This is a genomic window from Roseiarcus sp. (assembly GCF_052145395.1).
In the GTDB taxonomy this organism is placed as follows: domain Bacteria; phylum Pseudomonadota; class Alphaproteobacteria; order Rhizobiales; family Beijerinckiaceae; genus Roseiarcus.
Window position 1 is genome coordinate 1 of sequence record NZ_JBKQOT010000913.1, and the last position, 15,607, is coordinate 15,607.

14 protein-coding genes and 1 pseudogene are annotated in these 15,607 nt (G+C 65.5%); 12 read left to right on the top strand and 3 right to left on the bottom strand.

The genetic code is table 11. From position 1 onward, the window contains the following. Positions 1-134 precede the first annotated feature (134 nt). The 5 genes from ACLP25_RS31580 to ACLP25_RS31600 all read left to right on the top strand — a co-directional run bounded on the left by ACLP25_RS31580 (position 135) and on the right by ACLP25_RS31600 (position 5,477). On the top strand, positions 135-521 hold the full coding sequence (locus tag ACLP25_RS31580) for a hypothetical protein (protein WP_442473035.1): 387 nt from the start codon (positions 135-137) through the stop codon (positions 519-521). 438 nt (positions 522-959) lie between these two features. Further along, the gene (locus tag ACLP25_RS31585; RefSeq protein WP_442473036.1) at positions 960-1,532 is read left to right on the top strand and encodes a hypothetical protein; all 573 of its coding nucleotides are present in this window, start codon (positions 960-962) and stop codon (positions 1,530-1,532) included. 104 nt (positions 1,533-1,636) lie between these two features. Then, entirely contained in the window at positions 1,637-2,134 is a 498-nt protein-coding gene (locus tag ACLP25_RS31590; protein ID WP_442473037.1) for a DUF4123 domain-containing protein, read from the top strand. A gap of 769 nt (positions 2,135-2,903) precedes the next feature. Further along, a complete protein-coding gene (locus ACLP25_RS31595; protein WP_442473038.1) occupies positions 2,904-4,787 on the top strand; it encodes a type VI secretion system Vgr family protein in 1,884 nt (627 codons plus the stop codon). A gap of 99 nt (positions 4,788-4,886) precedes the next feature. Next, positions 4,887-5,477: a DUF6931 family protein gene (locus ACLP25_RS31600; protein ID WP_442473039.1), complete on the top strand. Its 591-nt coding sequence runs from the start codon at positions 4,887-4,889 to the stop codon at positions 5,475-5,477. A 19-nt stretch (positions 5,478-5,496) separates the two neighbouring features. Here the strand turns inward: ACLP25_RS31600 and ACLP25_RS31605 are convergent, their stop codons facing one another. Both ACLP25_RS31605 and ACLP25_RS31610 read right to left on the bottom strand, forming a co-directional pair. Continuing rightward, on the bottom strand, positions 5,497-5,892 hold the full coding sequence (locus ACLP25_RS31605; protein WP_442473040.1) for a DUF4280 domain-containing protein: 396 nt from the start codon (positions 5,890-5,892) through the stop codon (positions 5,497-5,499). A gap of 70 nt (positions 5,893-5,962) precedes the next feature. After that, entirely contained in the window at positions 5,963-7,117 is a 1,155-nt protein-coding gene (locus ACLP25_RS31610; RefSeq protein ID WP_442473041.1) for an alpha/beta fold hydrolase, read from the bottom strand. A 36-nt stretch (positions 7,118-7,153) separates the two neighbouring features. On the opposite strand from ACLP25_RS31610, the gene xseA reads away from it, so the two are divergent. The 6 genes from xseA (at position 7,154) to ACLP25_RS31640 (ending at position 12,674) form a co-directional block, all read left to right on the top strand. Then, complete coding sequence (gene xseA / locus ACLP25_RS31615) at positions 7,154-8,851, top strand: exodeoxyribonuclease VII large subunit (protein ID WP_442473042.1); 1,698 nt, start codon at positions 7,154-7,156, stop codon at positions 8,849-8,851. A 1,589-nt stretch (positions 8,852-10,440) separates the two neighbouring features. Beyond that, on the top strand, positions 10,441-10,659 hold the full coding sequence (infA, locus tag ACLP25_RS31620; protein WP_113893366.1) for a translation initiation factor IF-1: 219 nt from the start codon (positions 10,441-10,443) through the stop codon (positions 10,657-10,659). Between the two features lie 34 nt (positions 10,660-10,693). Continuing rightward, a complete protein-coding gene (locus ACLP25_RS31625; RefSeq protein ID WP_442473043.1) occupies positions 10,694-11,332 on the top strand; it encodes a Maf family nucleotide pyrophosphatase in 639 nt (212 codons plus the stop codon). Next, positions 11,329-11,535: a DNA gyrase inhibitor YacG gene (gene yacG, locus ACLP25_RS31630; RefSeq protein ID WP_442473044.1), complete on the top strand. Its 207-nt coding sequence runs from the start codon at positions 11,329-11,331 to the stop codon at positions 11,533-11,535. Before ACLP25_RS31625 ends, yacG begins: the two co-directional genes overlap by 4 nt. A gap of 243 nt (positions 11,536-11,778) precedes the next feature. Continuing rightward, on the top strand, positions 11,779-12,114 hold the full coding sequence (locus ACLP25_RS31635; RefSeq protein WP_442473045.1) for an ArsR/SmtB family transcription factor: 336 nt from the start codon (positions 11,779-11,781) through the stop codon (positions 12,112-12,114). After that, entirely contained in the window at positions 12,111-12,674 is a 564-nt protein-coding gene (locus tag ACLP25_RS31640) for an SRPBCC family protein (RefSeq protein WP_442473046.1), read from the top strand. The genes ACLP25_RS31635 and ACLP25_RS31640 overlap by 4 nt, the downstream gene beginning before the upstream one ends. 36 nt (positions 12,675-12,710) lie before the next feature. Here ACLP25_RS31640 and ACLP25_RS31645 read toward each other — a convergent pair whose 3' ends face one another. Then, a complete protein-coding gene (locus ACLP25_RS31645; protein ID WP_442473047.1) occupies positions 12,711-14,393 on the bottom strand; it encodes a SulP family inorganic anion transporter in 1,683 nt (560 codons plus the stop codon). Positions 14,394-15,247: 854 nt separating this feature from the next. Here ACLP25_RS31645 and ACLP25_RS31650 point away from each other — a divergent pair. After that, positions 15,248-15,607, top strand: a pseudogene (locus ACLP25_RS31650) (efflux transporter outer membrane subunit); the annotation flags it as partial.

A 15,607-nucleotide genomic window follows, 5' to 3' on the forward strand; every position in this document is an offset into this window, starting at 1 on the left:
ACCCCTGTTTCTCCTGCCTTTAAGTTTCGTCGGAATCATTTTTGGTCCCCTGTTATATTTACATAGAACGGGCGAGTTTCATTTCCTTGATCGCCTGCTTCGTTCTTGCCTCAAAGGTGTGGTCAGAGGATCTCATGGCCTACGTATTAGTTGGACGCACTACAGAGTGGATCAACGTTTATATTGATCTTGACCTCCGGGCGATCCGACGTATGGCGCGAACCGTTCGCGAATCGCTTTACCCACTGCTAGAAACAATTGCGCAATGCTTTGGCGCAAAAGTAGGTTTCTCTGACGTGAATCTCTCCTACAAGCCGGTCAGCCGTGCGCAGGCTTTGAAAGCCATTGGGAACAATCCTGAAAATCCAGGCTTTTCAAGCTCCTTAGGACTTATTTCGGCCGATACCATGTCGAACGCCGAAATCACGGTGACTTGGGGCGATACGTTCACTGTGGAGCAACGACCAAGCGGTTATTGGATTCTCATACACAACGACTTCCTTGATAATTTTGCGGAATAATTGAACGGTCTGCGCCATGACCTAGCGTCGAAGTCTTCCTGTAACGGGCTTTGATCATGTATTGGGTCCAGGTCGAATTTTGTCGCCCCCTACCAGTACGCAATGATCTCCCACGTTCTGGCCGTATCCGTGACCGGAGGTATGTCGTTGATCGGAAGGTTACGGTGACAGTTTAAGGTTACGAGTTTACGGTGACAGAGTTTACGGTGACAGTTTACGCAACCCCAATTCATTTCTCGCCGGCAAAATGCACGCATGGGCGACCGTTTCCATCGTCCACAGCGTCTGACCGATGCTCGACGGCAAAACGAGGCCGCTCTTCGGCTGCCCACAGAGCGTCTGGGGTTGCCAGCTGGTCCGGCACCGGCTCTTATTTACAGGTTGCATGCGCCGCACTTGATATGTCAAGCCTAGACCGCCGCCACCCGAGAAGTAGTCATGCGTCCCGACATCCTCGTCCTCCCGCTCCCCGACGGCGCGCTGCTGATCGGGCCGGCGCACAGTCTGAAGGCGTTCGCCGGCGAATCGGGCGACGGCGACGGTCATCATCGGTGGCAGCTCAAAAGCCTCCTCGCTCACCGTATAGACTCGTGGCGCCTCCGGCGCGCGGCGCTCGCTTGGGGGATCGACCATCCGCACCGGCGGCATTGGAGCGACCATCAGTTGCAGGAGAATGTCGCACACTGTATCGAGACGGGCCGCCTCGTCGCGCGGTTCGTCCCCCTTTTCCGCGACGATCCGCGCGGCCCGCTCGCCGAAGGGTTGCTCGGCCTCCACCAGATCGGCAAGGGCCCGCCGCCCGCCGCGCCGCCGCCCCCGCCGCCGTCCGCATCGGCGCCTCCGCCTCAGCGGACGCAGGTGCGGTCAACGGACCAGGCCCAAAAGGACTTCGAAGACGAGGAGGCGCAAATTGCCGTATTGCGGGCGGCGGCCAAGGATGGGACGCCGTTCTGCGAGCCATGCGCTCGTGCGGCGATCCGCGCCGCAAAAGCGGCGCGCAACGCGGCCTGAGCTTTCTTCGCTGCGCCAATCTCGTGTAAGCGGAAACCGAGAGCGCAGCGGAAGAGGCGGTTCCGGATTCCCGCGTCCGTGGGCGTGACACGCATAGGGCCCTGATGAGCGCACTTTACGCCATCGTCGACGCCGCGCGTGACCGGCGCATCTACGATCTCGTCCATCAGGCGCTGTTTCCGGCCTGCCTGTTCGCGACCGACGTGGTTTCCCCGATGGGCCGCAACGCTCCCTATCTTGTGCCGGTCGAGCACGACGCGTGGCGGAAGGAAGGGCGAGGCGAGAGTTGGGGGATCTTCCTGCGTTCGAGCGAGGAGCGCGCGCGGCTGCGCCAGCGCCTTCGGACCTTCAACCAAGCGAAGCTCCCGGACGGCCGGATCGTCGTCTTCCGCTGGTGGGACCCGCGCGTCTTTCGCGTCTATCTGCCGACCTGCAACGCCGGAGAGATCGGCCAATGGTTCGCCAGCGTCGAGGAATTCGTCTGCGAGGCCGAGGACGGTTTTGGCTTCCACGTCTACCGCAACGCCGGCGGCGTTCTGAGCGAGAAGCGCGTCGACCGCTGGAACGGCTTCGAGCCGGTCGCGTCACGGCAGGACGCCTGAGCAGCTTGATCCGCAATAGCGCCCGCTGTTCGCCGCCGCCGCCTCGGACGAGGATGGCTGGGGACAGTCCGGCCATGTCGCGGCGTTCCCTGCCGCTTGGGTCGCTCGGCAAAGAGCTAGCGGGCGGTAGCGATCGCGAGAGGCGCGAGCAGGAGCGCCGGCGGCCGTATTATCCTGATGGGGTCGGGCCGCGTTCCGCCGCGTCCTCGCGCGCGTCAAAGCGATCCGGGCGCCGGGGACACGGCCTGCGCCGGTCCTTTTGGAATGGAGAAAGGCGCCGGCGCGACTTTCGATTGCGAAAAAGCAGAAAGCTCGGTATGATCAATTCATGCGAGCATCAGACGAACCGCAAGCGGGTCGACGCCGTCGTGACGGGACGCGGCCGTTTTGGGCGGAAGGGGCCCCATGACGAAATAAACCCGCGCGCTTGCGCGCGTAACCCGTTGAAAAGGCTTGTTTCGGTCGAGAGATTCCAAGGAAATCCAAACGTCCGAAACGCCAGAATTTGCGGAGCCGTGACGCAGCCCTGCGCACGCCTGAGGAAATCCAAATGTTGCGCGCCGACGGCGTCCAAGCGACCGGCGCTCCTTGGCCTCCATGGATGGATGGATCGCCCCTCAGTCGGTCGACAGTCGGGTGCTTCGACACCGTGCGGGAAGCCCTCGGCTTCCGCGCCGGCGCGCGGCGCCGCCGGACATTCTTCCCATCGACGCGACGCGGAATTTGGCTATGATCGGCGCCGCTTTCCAAAAGCCGCAACGAGGACCTGATGTCCATCTCCCAGGACGCGCAACAGGGCAAGCTCACCACGCCGCTTGGCAAGGACGTGCTCGGGCTCGCACGCTTCAGCGCCATCGAGGGGCTAAGCGAACTGTTCGAGATCCGCATCGAGGCGGCGAGCAAACAGGCCAACCTCGACTTTTCCTCCGCGCTCGGGCTGGGCGCGACGATCGAGTTCACCACCCAGGACAATCAGACCCGCTATTTTCACGGCTTGATGACCGAGGCGCGCTGGGCCGGAACGCAGGAAGACCTCTACCTATACCAGATGGTCCTCCGGCCCTGGCTATGGTTCCTCACCCGCACGTCGGATTGCAAGATCTTCGCCCAAATGACGGCGATCGCCATCATCAAGCAGGTGTTTTCGGATCGCGGTTTCTCCGACTACCGCGATGCGACGACCGGATCGCCGCCGACGCTCGAATATTGCGTCCAGTACCGCGAGACGGACTTCAATTTTGTCTGCCGGCTGATGGAGCAGTTCGGCGTCTACTATTTCTTCGAGTACGCCGACGGCAAGCACACCCTCGTACTCGCCGACGCCAAGTCGAGCCACTCGGACGCCCCTGGGCTCTCTACCGTGGACTACAACCCGGTCGACAATGCGGGGCGGCGAGAATCCCAATATATCGAGACCTGGTCGCTTGGGCGTCGGGCGCAGAGCGGAGTCTTTGTCCTGAAAGACTACCCATATAAGGCGCCGTCCACCAACCTGCTTGCACAAAAGCAAGGCGCCGGCGGATATGGGCACGACTCCATGGAGATGTTCGACTATCCCTACGCTTACGTCGACACAGAGGGAAACAATTTCCAGGTCCAGAGCGTCGGCGAGAATCTGGCGAAGTACAAACTCGAGGCCGCGCAGTCGCTCGACCAGCGCCGGTCGTCGATGGGGGCTGCGGCCTCGCTGTTTCCCGGCGCGCTGGTCACGCTTCAGAGTCATCCCGACAGCGGGGAGAACCAGGAATATCTGGTGACCCACTGCACACACGATTTTGAGGAGGAAGGGTTCCGCTCCGGTGCCGACGCCGACCTCGGCTACACCGGCAATTACGAAATGACCCCGAGCAGCCGCCAGTTCCGCGCGCCGCTGGTCACCCGCAAACCCGAGATCGTCGGCGTCCAGTCCGCGCTCGTCATCAAGAAAGACGGCGGCCCGGAGATCGACGTCGACAGCCTCGGCCGGATCCTCGTGCAGTTCTACTGGGACCGGCAGAGCAAGCCCTCCCGCCGTGTGCGCGTGGCCCAGATCTGGGCGGGCGCCAATCGCGGCGCGCTGTTCACGCCCCGGGTCGGCGACGAGGTGCTCATCCAATATGAAGAGGGCGACCCGGACCGGCCGATCGTCGTCGGCTCGGTCTACAACGGTCAGAACACCGTGCCGATGACGCTGCCGGACAAGCAGGTCAAATCCGGCATCCTCACCCTCTCGAGCACCGGCGGCTCAGGCTACAACATGTTCCTGTTCGACGATACCGCCGGCAGCGAGAAGGTGAAGCTGCGCGCCCAGAAGGACCTGATGTTCAAGGCGCTCAACGACGAGAAGCGCGACATCGTGCACGACCAGACCGAAAACGTCGGCAACAATGAGACGATCAATGTCGGCTTCCCCGTGGGCAGCGGCCCGCCCGGCAGCGGCAATCTCACGCTCAACGTGCTCAACAAAGTGACGATCAATGTCGGCCCGCAGGGTCAGCCGATGACGCAGCTGATCATGGACACCTCCAGCATCACACTTAACGTGGGGCCGAGCGGCTCGATGAGTCAGATCGTGATGAACACAATGTCGACCGCGGAGAAGTCGACCCAAATCACCAAGACAGGCAATGCGACCGTCAGCGTGACCGCGCCGATGGTCCAGATCAATAGCTGATCGAAAAACGCCTGTCGACCGGCGCCGCTCGAATCCGGATTACGGTGCCGCGCTCAAGGGCGTCGGCGGGGCGTATCGAGACATCTAGGGGAGCAGGGCATGTCGACGCGTCTTCGTTTCAATGCGGCCGCGCAAGTTTTCGAAGCGTTTCCTCGAGTGACGTCGGAAATAAGCCTCCGCCCGGCCGAAGACGAGGCGCCGATCGATTTTGCCCGAAGGCTGCTGTCGCGCGGGGGCGGCTTCGACCCGATCGTCTACGTTGCATCCGTGCTGCCGCGGCGTGAGGCGGTCTGGTGGGGTTGTCAGTGCCTGCGCGCGCTGAGGGGAGGGCGGACCGACGACGCCCTCCTCGCCGCGGAAGCCTGGGTGCGGAAGCCGGAAGAAGCCGAGCGCCGCGCCGCGCTGCAAATCGGAACATCGAGCGACACCGGCGTCTCGACCACTTGGCTCGCGCTTGCCGCCGGCCACTCCGGCGGGAGCATCGCGCCCGAAAACGCCCCGCCCGTCCACGCCTGGGCCGAGGCGACCGCGACAAACCTCAAAGCCGGCCTCATTCTCGCGATCGCTCAACGGCCGATGGCCGAGGTTCAAGCCTGGATCCGGGCCTGCGTAGAGGCTGGCGTCCGCTTTGCCGACGGGGGGGACGCAAAGGTGGCCCCGCCGGTCTTCGCGCGATCCGGAGCCGCTTGAGATCCTCAATCGACGCGCTTCAGGAGATCATCTCGGTGACCTCGCCGGGATAGACGATCTTGATGACTCCTCCCCACGTGCACATGAGGATGCTGATGTCGTCGAGAGCGGGCACGCCGTCGAGGATCACCGGAGGCGAAACGGCGCCGGGAACCCAAGGCGCCGGCGTGACCGCTATGCACGGCATCGGCGTGAGCACGCCCAAGGCCGCGGCTGTCGCGGATGCGACCTCCGGGTTGCTCGGCGTCGTGCACATCCCGAAGGGCATGATGTTTAGCATCGGAACGTGGTCGTTGATGTTTGCGGCCGGCTGGTCGCTCGTCAGCATGCGATGGATCGGAAGCACCACAAGGGTGCTGGGCGCCATCCCGAACGAGCACATCATCGTCGCGCCGTTGCAGACATGAAAAGGCATCGAAGCGACTCCCCGTTCTCCACCTCACGCCCCGCCACGCGCCGCTGCGGCCGAGCCGGACCGCGCGGCCTCAGAGGGCGGCCTTTGTCCCATCCTGCGTCAACTTGCACGCCGGGGCAATCCGGGCTCGAGCCCTCTTCCCAGGTCGCGGCCGGGCGCTGTCCGCGTCGGCCAGCCAGCGGGCGATATCGCGCCAGGCGTGCGCAATCGTGCGGCGCCCCATGAAGAGCGACAGGTGGCGGCCGCGCTCGACCCGCACCGTTACCGGCGTCTGCGGGCAGAGCGTCCTGATCGCAGTCGCCTGCGGCAAAGACACGACCTCGTCGTCCGCGGCCGCAAGAACGAAGACCGGCGCGGCGATCGCCGAAAGCAGCGCTTCGCGCCCGAGCGCCCGGAATGCACCACGCGCGAGGCGATTCTCGCGAAAGATCCATTCCGCGGTCTGCACGAAGTAAACGCCCGGCAAGTCGACCGTACGCCGGTTCCATTCATTGAACAGTCGGACCAAGGCCGGATCGTCGCCCCGTTGCAGCGCGGCCTCAGCCGTGAATTCCGGCGAGAAACTGTCGGACCAAAGGGAAAACGCAAGAGCGCCGAGCACCCGTCCACCGTTAATGGCGAGGACCCCCGCGATTGCCGTCGGCGTTATCGCGGCCAGCGCTCGCGTGATGCTCGAAGGTGCGGCCGCAGCGTCGATCGGCGCGCCCGCGAGGACCAGCTTGGCGACTTTGGCAGGGAAGCGCGCAGCGAAAGCCGCAGCGAGCCAGCCGCCCTGACAAAGTCCGACGAGCGAAGCACGGCCCCCGAGGTCGTCGACCGCCACGTTCAGATCGCTTAGATAGGCGTCGATGCCGTAACCCCGCATTTCATGCGTCGCCGAGTTCCAGTAGGTGAGCGCGACCGGCCCGGCGCCCCCCTCGACGAGCGCCTGAGCAAGACTATGGCCGACTGCGAAGTCGGCGATCGACGCCTCGTGGATCGCATAGGGCGCGACGATCAGGGTCGCCGGGCTGCGCACCGAAGCGGTTTCGCGCTCCTCCACAAGCAGCATGGTCGAAAGCGCCATGCGAATCCGTCCGAGCGTCGGAAGCGCGCTGAGATCAACGGCGCCGGGCGGCGACACGTTCCGAGGCAGGAGTCCGCGGAAGGCCTCGGAAATATGTTCTGAGCCCTCAGCCAGCGCCGCCGCCCAGGCGAGGCGCCAGAATGCGATCGGGTCGGCCATGGCCTTCGCCGGCTACGCCCCTGGGAAGTTTACCGCATGCGCGCCAGTTTCGTCGACGGCCGCGCGTGGCCTTATTGTCGCAGTCCTTCTCTCGCCTCGGCCTCATCGATCGGGCATATTCGGGCGATGGCCGAGCCGGACGAGTCCCCCCGCGCAAGCAACGCGCCCGAAATCACCGTCAGCGAACTCTCGAACGCGCTCAAGCGCGCGATCGAGGACCGTTTCGGCTATGTCCGCGTGCGCGGCGAGATTTCCGGCTATCGCGGGACGCATTCGTCCGGCCACGCCTACTTCTGCCTGAAGGACGCAAACGCGCGGCTCGACGCGGTCATCTGGCGCAGCTCGCTCGCGCGCATGAAGGTAAAGCCGGAAGAGGGGCTCGAGGTCATCGCAACCGGCAGGCTCACGACCTTCCCGGGTAAGTCGAGCTACCAGATCGTTATCGAGCAACTGGAGCTCGCCGGAGTCGGCGCGCTGATGGCGCTCCTGGAGGCGCGGCGGAAAAAGCTTGCCGAAGAGGGCCTCTTCGACGCCGCGCGAAAACGCAAGGTTCCCTTTTTGCCGAGGGTCGTCGGCGTGGTGACCTCGCCGACCGGGGCGGTGATCCGGGACATTTTGCATCGGCTCGCCGACCGCTTTCCGATGCGGGTGGTGGTTTGGCCGGTGCGGGTGCAGGGCGAGACGTCGGCGCTGGAAGTCGCCGCGGCGATCGACGGGTTCAACGCGCTCCGGCCGGGAGGTCCTGCGCCGCGGCCGGACGTACTGATCGTAGCCCGTGGCGGCGGCTCGCTCGAGGACCTTTGGGGCTTCAACGAGGAGATCGTGGTGCGAGCGGCGGCGAAGAGCGCCATTCCGGTCATCGCCGCGGTCGGCCATGAGACCGACTGGACGCTGATAGACCACGTCGCCGACCTGCGCGCCCCGACTCCGACCGCGGCGGCCGAGTTCGCCGTCCCCGTCCGGGCCGAGCTCGTCGCGAGCGTCGCCGAGCTCGAGGCGCGCCGACGCGGAGCGATTCGGCGGCTCAGCGAGCGGAGGCGCGCCGACCTCCGCGCGCTCGTTCGCGCCTTGCCCAGCGGCGAGGCGCTCATCGAGGGCCCACGACAGCGGCTCGACCGAGGCGGCGAGACGCTCGCCGCACGCGTGCGCGGCGCGATCGATTTCCGCGCCCTGCGGCTTGCGGGCCTGGCCCGCGGGCTCGCCCGCCATTCGCCGCGCGCGCATCTTGCGGGCCTGACCGAGCGGGTTCGCGGACTCGCCGGGCGCCTGGAGCGGCTCGGGCCAATCCTCATGGACCGGCCTAGGCGCGAGACCGAAGCCGCGGCTCGCGGCCTCGCTCGCGAGGGCGCCCGGATCGGCCGGCGTCGGACCGAGCAGGCCGACCATCTTCGGAGGCTCGCGGCGCGGCTCTCGCGCGCCTACGCGGAAGGCGTCGAGATGCGCCGCTCGCGCGTCGCCGCGCTCTGGCGGCACGTCGGCGCGGTGAGCTACCGCGGCGTGCTGGCGCGCGGCTTCGCCCTGGTGCGCGACGAGGCCAATCGGACTTTGCGCCGGGCAGCCGAAACGCACGGGGGCCAGAACCTCACGATCGAATTCGCCGACGGGGCGCTTTCCGCTGTCGTCGGAATCGGGCCGACCCCGGAGGCGGCGGTCCTCCCGCCCTCAACGCCGCCATCGCGGATGAGGCGCCCGCGCGCCGGCAAGGAGGGAGAGGGACAGGGCTCGCTCTTCTGAGCCCACCCTCGGACGGGTTGCGTACCGGCTCGTCGCGGTCGCCCCATTCGCCGTCGCCATGGCGTCGCGCTCGCGAGCCAGGGGCCTGCCAAATCCGAGTCCGAATCGAGCCTTTTCAAGGATCTGCGGCGGCTTTTCCGATCGCGGATCGCGGCCAAGGCGCCGCGCGGCGCTCTCCACTCCACCGTCCGTCGGACAGTCCCCTAAGCGCTACCTTACGCGACGGGGAACGCTCTCGGCGTCCGGGCCGCAAAGCCAAGCTCGAAGGGCGCCCATGCCAAGCGAAAAGGGCGCCGGATCCAAATTCATGCCAACTCTTGGCAAGGGTTTCCCATTGCCTTTTCCAATGTTTTCAGCGGTTTGCGCCGCTTCTCGGTCAGTTGCAGCTCTTCTTGGCGTTGAATTCCGCAGGGGCCGACACCGGATCGCTTCGCCGCCGCTCGATGCCCCGCCGCTGCTTTCACGCCCCAACCGGGGCGTCCTCGAAGACGTCGGCTCGAGAGGCGGCGACGCGATGGAAATGCGGCCAGCGACACGACGGTTTTCGATCCAGCGGAGATCGACTCACTCTATCCGTTTTTCTGTTTTTCGAAATATTCTGTCATGCATCGTCCACTGGAGGAAAACCGTGCACCGCGCCTCCCAGCGCTAAACCCAACGCTCGCCGAGAGCGACGACCATCGGCCGCGATCCCACACAAGGATTCAGGCGCTTCTCAAATCCCGCCGAGCCGCCCTAGCACGGAGGCCGACCGATCGAGCCGGAAGCGATCGGGCCCTTACGGCCTGACCCGCTGTCCGCCAACCTTCTTGTCCCTTGTCGTCTTGTTGACGCCGGCGGAGCCAGCTTGCGACGCCGTATGCCGCCACGACGAACCAGCGCCCTCCTTGCCGGCGCCCAATCCGGCCGCCGGGTGCACGGATAGGTTCGATGCGTTGGCCGTCTTTGTACCGCCCGCCAAGCAGGACGGGCTCGCCGCGGCGTGCGTCGTGCTCGACACGGGATGGGCGCCGGTCCCTTGAGTTGGGGAATGCGCGCCGCCGCCCGAACTTGGGTGATAGGTCCCAACGCATTGCGCCGAGGCTCCGCTCGACGCGCCAAGCGCCAATCCGACAATAACTGCCGCGCTGGCGATAAAGCCCCCGAGCCGTCTGGTCGTTCGCGGGACGTATGCACTGGCGCCGCCGCAGGGAACGTGGATCGACATGGCGATCTCCCATTATGCAGAATTGGACTGCCGCACCTATAACTGCGAATCTTGCGTCTGTCTTGTCAAAGACAAGGCGTCTCCCCGGAACCGATGACAATCGCTTGATCCGATTGAACATAGCCCGTCGGCCGCGTCCGCCCATTCGCGGCGACGGCTCGCCCAGGACCCACAGGGGTGGCGGTCTGATCAAGTCAAGCGGTACGGCGTCCTTTCCTTTTCGTCGCGAAATGCGGTAGGATTTTACAAGGCCTCGGCGCGGCAGCACGCGCCGAGGCTTCAGCATGTCGTCCGGCGGTCGGCCGAGCGGCTCCCGACGGAGGAGCCGTGCCTGGCGGGTCGTGCTTGCCAACCCCGGCGCGGCGACTCTAGAAGGAGCCCTATGTCGAAAGAAGAACTGCTCGAATTTCCCGGATTCGTGGTCGAACTGCTCCCCAACGCGACTTTTCGCGTCAAACTGGAGAACGACCACGAGATTATCGCCCACACCGCCGGCAAGATGCGCAAGAACAGAATCCGCGTGCTTGCTGGCGACAAGGTTCTGGTCGAGATGACGCCCTATGACTTGACCAAGGGGCGCATCACCTACCGCTTCAAGTGAGGCTGAAGCTCGGAAGCGTCGCGGGGGCCGAACGTTGAGCGCATCCCTTGGTCGTCCGCGGCTTGTCCTGGCTTCCGGTTCGCCCCGCCGCCTGGCCCTGCTGGCCCAGATCGGCGTCGATCCGGACTCGATCCTGCCGTCGGAGGTCGACGAGACGCCGCGCCGCGGCGAGACCCCACGCGCGCTCGCCCAGCGTTTGGCGGCGGAAAAGGCCAAAGCCTCGGCGGCCCTCGCCGCCAAGGCGCCCGACTTGGCGCCCTGCGTCACCCTCGCGGCCGACACCGTGGTCGCGGTCGGCCGCCGCATCCTGCCGAAATGCGAACTCCGCGACGAGGCGGAACCCTGCCTGCGCCTGCTCTCCGGGCGCGCTCATCGCGTCTACACCGGTGTCGCCCTTGCGACGGCGAAGGGCGGCATGCGTCACCGGCTGGTCGAGACACGCGTCCGGTTCAAGCGTCTGTCCCGCGAGGAGATCGAGGCTTATATCAACAGTGGAGAATGGCGCGGCAAGGCCGGCGGCTACGCCATTCAGGGCCTCGCGGGCGGGTTCGTGATCCGGATTGTCGGCTCCTACACCAACGTCGTCGGCCTGCCGCTCGCGGAGACGGCGGCGCTGCTCGGCGGCGAGGGCTACCATCCGCACCGGCTTTGGGCCGATAACCTTCTGAAATGAGCGGCAACGACAACAATCCGTCAAAGCCGAAACCGGCAGCCAAGGCGCGCGTCTGTCCAATCTGCGGCAAGCCCCGCAGCGAACGCTACGATCCCTTCTGCTCGAAGCGATGCGCCGACGTCGACCTGCACCGCTGGTTGAAGGGCGGTTACATCGTCCCCGGCGACGAACCCGGCGCCAGCAAGGCCGAAGACGAAGATTGAGGCGTCCGCCCGGGCGACGGCGACATCCCAGAGGCGCGGAGGAATATTTTTGAGCGCTCTCTGGCGTCGACCCAGCGAGCCTTCCCGCACCCCAAGTCGAGAGATCTCCGGGTCTCCGGATAACTGAGCCGCACTCCTCGCGGGCCTATTCAGGGCATGGATCGACGGTCTCGCCACCACAGACTCGATCACGCACATTAATATGTCTTGACAGGTATATTCTGATAGAAGTATATAACCGACATGGAATCCGCATTTGCCGTCATCGCCGAGCCGAGCCGCCGAGCCATTCTCAGTCTGCTCGCATCCGCGGAGCGGTCTGTGGGGGATATCGAGGAGGCGCTGCGATTGCCGCAACCCTCGGTTTCCAAACACCTGCGGGTGTTGCGCGAGGCGGGCTTCGTCGAGTCGCGTGTCGATGCGCAGCGCCGTCTCTATCGGATCAGACCCGAGCCCTTCATGGAGGTCGACGCTTGGCTCGAACCGTTCCGCCGCTTCTGGTCGATCCACGTCGACGCGCTCGAGCGCCACCTCGATCGGATGAATGACTCGCCGAATCGAAAGGGAGAGAAACAATGAGCAGCCGTGACAGCTACAAGCCGGGCCCGGCCGTGGGCGCTGAAGTTCGCAAGGCTGGGGAGAAGTGGACGCTCATTCTCGTCCGGGACGTGCGCCACCCACCGGCGAAGGTTTGGCAAGCCTTGACGGACCCGACGCATCTGCGGGAATGGGCGCCGTTCGACGCCGACCATAGCCTCGCCTCGACCGGCCCGGTCAGGCTCTCGACGGTCGGAACGCCGACTCCCCAGGTCTCGGAGACGCACGTGACGCGCGCGGACGCCCCGAAGCTGCTCGAATATCAGTGGGGCGGCAATGATATACGTTGGGAGCTCGAACCGATCGGAGACGGCACGCGTCTCACGCTCTGGCACAACATCGATCGCGGCTTCATTTCCATGGGCGCCGCCGGCTGGCACATTTGCCTCGATGTGCTCGATCGATTCCTTGCCGCCGAGCCGATCGGGCGCATCGTTGGCGGAGAGGCGATGAAATTCGACTGGCCCCTACTGAATGCCGAGTACGCCAAGCGTTTCGGCATCGATTCCCCGGGCTCGCCGCCCGTGGCGCCGCGGACCTGAGCAGCCGGCGCAGCCCGCGCCTGCCCTTCGAACCGTTCACTGAGAGGCCGGGCGCTGCGTCTCGCCGCCGCCCACCAGCGCCAGCGCGCCGTGCAGCGACGGGTAGATGCGCCCCTCACCGAGGATCGCGGCGACGCCGTGGCGCTCGAGGTCCGAGCGGAGGGACGGTTCGGCGCGGCCGAACGCGACGCTGATGTTTTTCGCGGTGAGCTCGCTGAACAGGTCGCGCAGCGTCCGGGCCGCCGAATAGTCGATGTCGGTGATCGCCCCGGCGTCGACGACGAACCATTCCACCGGGTCGGGCGCATGGTCGACGAGCGCCCGCGCCTCATCGGCGAAACGGTCGGCGTTGGCGTAGAAAAGGTCCGCGCCGAACCGGTAGAGGATGAGCCCCGGACGGGTCTGCGCGCCGGGTTCAGCCGGGTTCGAGATCCAGCCGCCTTCCGGATCGGGCGTCAGCACCATCGTGTGCGGGCGGTAGCTGTGCCGCACGTGGCGCACGAGCGAGAGCGCGATCGCGAGCAATATGCCCTCCTCGACCCCGATGCACGGCACGGCCGCGGCGGTCAGGAGCGCAAGCCGGAATTCGCCCGCACTCTCGCTCAAAATGTCCTTCAGGCCCTTCACGTCGATCATGCCGACCGCGATGGTGAAGACGATGCCTGCGAGCACGCAGCGCGGAAGGTATTGCAGGAACCCGGTTAGCGCGATCAGCACGATCGCGACGATCGCGGCGAAGACGAGCTGCGCGAACTGGCTGCGCGCGCCTGCATCGTCGGCCATGGCGGTCTGGGTCGGGCTGCCGTTGACGACAAAGGCGCCGGTCAGCGCCGCCCCCGCGTTGGCGGCGGCGATCCCCAAAATGTCGGCGTTCTCGTCGACCCGCTCGTGATGCTTGATCCCGTAGACACGCGAGGTCGCGGCGCTCTGGGCGATGATCATGACGAAGCACGACCCCGCCACCGGCAACAGGTCGAGCGTCTCGCGCCAGGTCACGTCCGGCCACCTTAGCGCCGGCAGGCCGCCCGGCACCGGCCCAACGACAGCGACGCCCATGCCGGCGAGATCGAGCCAGGCGCTCGCGGCGATCATGCCGACGACCACAACCAGCGGGACCGGCAACTTCGGCACGAGCCATTTCCCGAGCAGGATGACGGCGACCACAAAGACCGAAAGGCCGAGGGTGAGCGGACTGAGCTTCGAGAGCGCGGCGCCCACCTCCCAGATCTGGCCGAGCGTGCTGTGCGATTGGACGTCGACGCCGAGCATCGACCCGAGCATGGCGACGCCGACCTGGATTCCCACTCCGGTCAAGAATCCCACCAAGGCGGTCCGGGCAAGGAAGTCGGCCAGAAAGCCGAGTTTGAAGATCCGCGCGAGCAGCAGCAGGCCGGCGGTCAGCAGGGTCAGCATGCCGACCAGCGCCATGTATTTCTCGCTCGCCACAGGCGCCATGCGCGACACCGCGCTCGAGAAGATCGCGGCGGTCGCCGAGTCGGCCGCGACGACCAGATGGCGCGACGAGCCGAACAGGGCGAAGCCGACGAGCGGCAGGAGCACCGTATAGAGCCCGGTGACGATCGGCGTGCCGGCGATGCGGGTATAGCCCAGCACCTGGGGAATGTTCATCGACGCGAGCGTGACGCCCGCGAGGGCGTCTTTCAGAGCTTCGCGCGGCCTGAACGGGAGGACGCCCTGAAGAAATGGAATCGACAACACCTGGGAGTTTCCCCGTCAATCATGACCATGCCCGCGTCGGCCGCTCAAAGCCTGCCGCTCGCCGACTGTGTTTGCGCCATTCGGGCCCCGCGCCGCCCCACTCGCTGCGGACGTCAGAACCGACTCGAGAGAATTGTATCAACGGGTTAGGCGCCATTTGTTGCAACTTTGTAACACTCGATCATAACCTATTTCTTGTGGCTTGCGGAGCTTCGGAAGGCGGATGCGCACAACAGAAAGTTGTGTTTCAAATGGAAAAGCGTGGGTGGCGTCGCCTGTATCTCAGTGATCGAGATCCTCCCCGAAAACCCGAAGCGCGCGCCTGCCGCTGTCGGCCTCAACCCCGAGCGCAACGGTCCACGAGAACTCCCGCGGGCCGACAATTTCCCAACGAGCCAAAGCTCAGGCCGCGTCGCGGACTGCCTTGCAGCGAATCCGGCTTGATCGTCTGCGTCATGTCAGCACCCTGGGACCCATTATTGACGTGCAATACAGGCGGCAAACGTCTCGCCCTTAACTGGTCGGGGCCGAAAACGAAGGGCGGATCGCGTCGCGCCGGCAAGACACGTCCACGCCAAAATCTCGCCTCCGTTTAAACAATCGTTGCCCGATTGCGGCGCCGTGGATACGGTGCCGGCTCGGTGCTTTATCGGGTTGTTAACCATCGTGTTCGGGGGCGTAATGTTTGGAGTCGACGTCGGAGCGCCGGTCGCGCGCGTGGCCGCCGCGCGCCGGTCTCCGGCCGAACACGCCGGGGGCCGCCGCCAAAAACCCTCGCTTGCGACGGCCTCTTAGCCATGTCCCGGGCGCCGATGGCTTCGACAGGCTTGCGCGGGGCTCGGATCGCGCGAGCCGTGCGGCGGGCTCGTGAACTGACTTCGCTCGCGCTCGTCCTGCCGCTTGCCGCCTGCTCGGTCGGACCGAATTTCGTCACGCCGCAGGCCTCCGTCGAAAGCCGCTGGAAGGACGCGGGTTTCCCGACCGTCAAGACGAGCCGCGAGGACTATCAGCGCTGGTGGGCGGCGTTCCGCGACCCGACGCTGAACCGCCTCATCGACATCGCCTACAACCAGAATCTGACGCTGATGGAGGCCGGGACGCGGGTGATCGAGGCTCGCGCCGTGCTCGGCCAGGCGGTCGGGGAGCTCTACCCGCAAAGCCAGCAACTGAGCGGAGAGGCCACTTATCTCCAGCCGAGCCGCACCGACGCGACC

What these genes read in the sequence shown, in the direction of transcription:
- ACLP25_RS31580 (WP_442473035.1), top strand. Translation starts at nt 135, where the DNA reads ATGGCCTACGTATTAGTTGGACGCACTACAGAGTGGATCAACGTTTAT.
- ACLP25_RS31585 (WP_442473036.1), top strand. Translation starts at nt 960, where the DNA reads ATGCGTCCCGACATCCTCGTCCTCCCGCTCCCCGACGGCGCGCTGCTG.
- ACLP25_RS31590 (WP_442473037.1), top strand. Translation starts at nt 1,637, where the DNA reads ATGAGCGCACTTTACGCCATCGTCGACGCCGCGCGTGACCGGCGCATC.
- ACLP25_RS31595 (WP_442473038.1), top strand. Translation starts at nt 2,904, where the DNA reads ATGTCCATCTCCCAGGACGCGCAACAGGGCAAGCTCACCACGCCGCTT.
- ACLP25_RS31600 (WP_442473039.1), top strand. Translation starts at nt 4,887, where the DNA reads ATGTCGACGCGTCTTCGTTTCAATGCGGCCGCGCAAGTTTTCGAAGCG.
- ACLP25_RS31605 (WP_442473040.1), bottom strand. Translation starts at nt 5,892, where the DNA reads ATGCCTTTTCATGTCTGCAACGGCGCGACGATGATGTGCTCGTTCGGG.
- ACLP25_RS31610 (WP_442473041.1), bottom strand. Translation starts at nt 7,117, where the DNA reads ATGGCCGACCCGATCGCATTCTGGCGCCTCGCCTGGGCGGCGGCGCTG.
- xseA (WP_442473042.1), top strand. Translation starts at nt 7,154, where the DNA reads ATGCGCGCCAGTTTCGTCGACGGCCGCGCGTGGCCTTATTGTCGCAGT.
- infA (WP_113893366.1), top strand. Translation starts at nt 10,441, where the DNA reads ATGTCGAAAGAAGAACTGCTCGAATTTCCCGGATTCGTGGTCGAACTG.
- yacG (WP_442473044.1), top strand. Translation starts at nt 11,329, where the DNA reads ATGAGCGGCAACGACAACAATCCGTCAAAGCCGAAACCGGCAGCCAAG.
- ACLP25_RS31635 (WP_442473045.1), top strand. Translation starts at nt 11,779, where the DNA reads ATGGAATCCGCATTTGCCGTCATCGCCGAGCCGAGCCGCCGAGCCATT.
- ACLP25_RS31640 (WP_442473046.1), top strand. Translation starts at nt 12,111, where the DNA reads ATGAGCAGCCGTGACAGCTACAAGCCGGGCCCGGCCGTGGGCGCTGAA.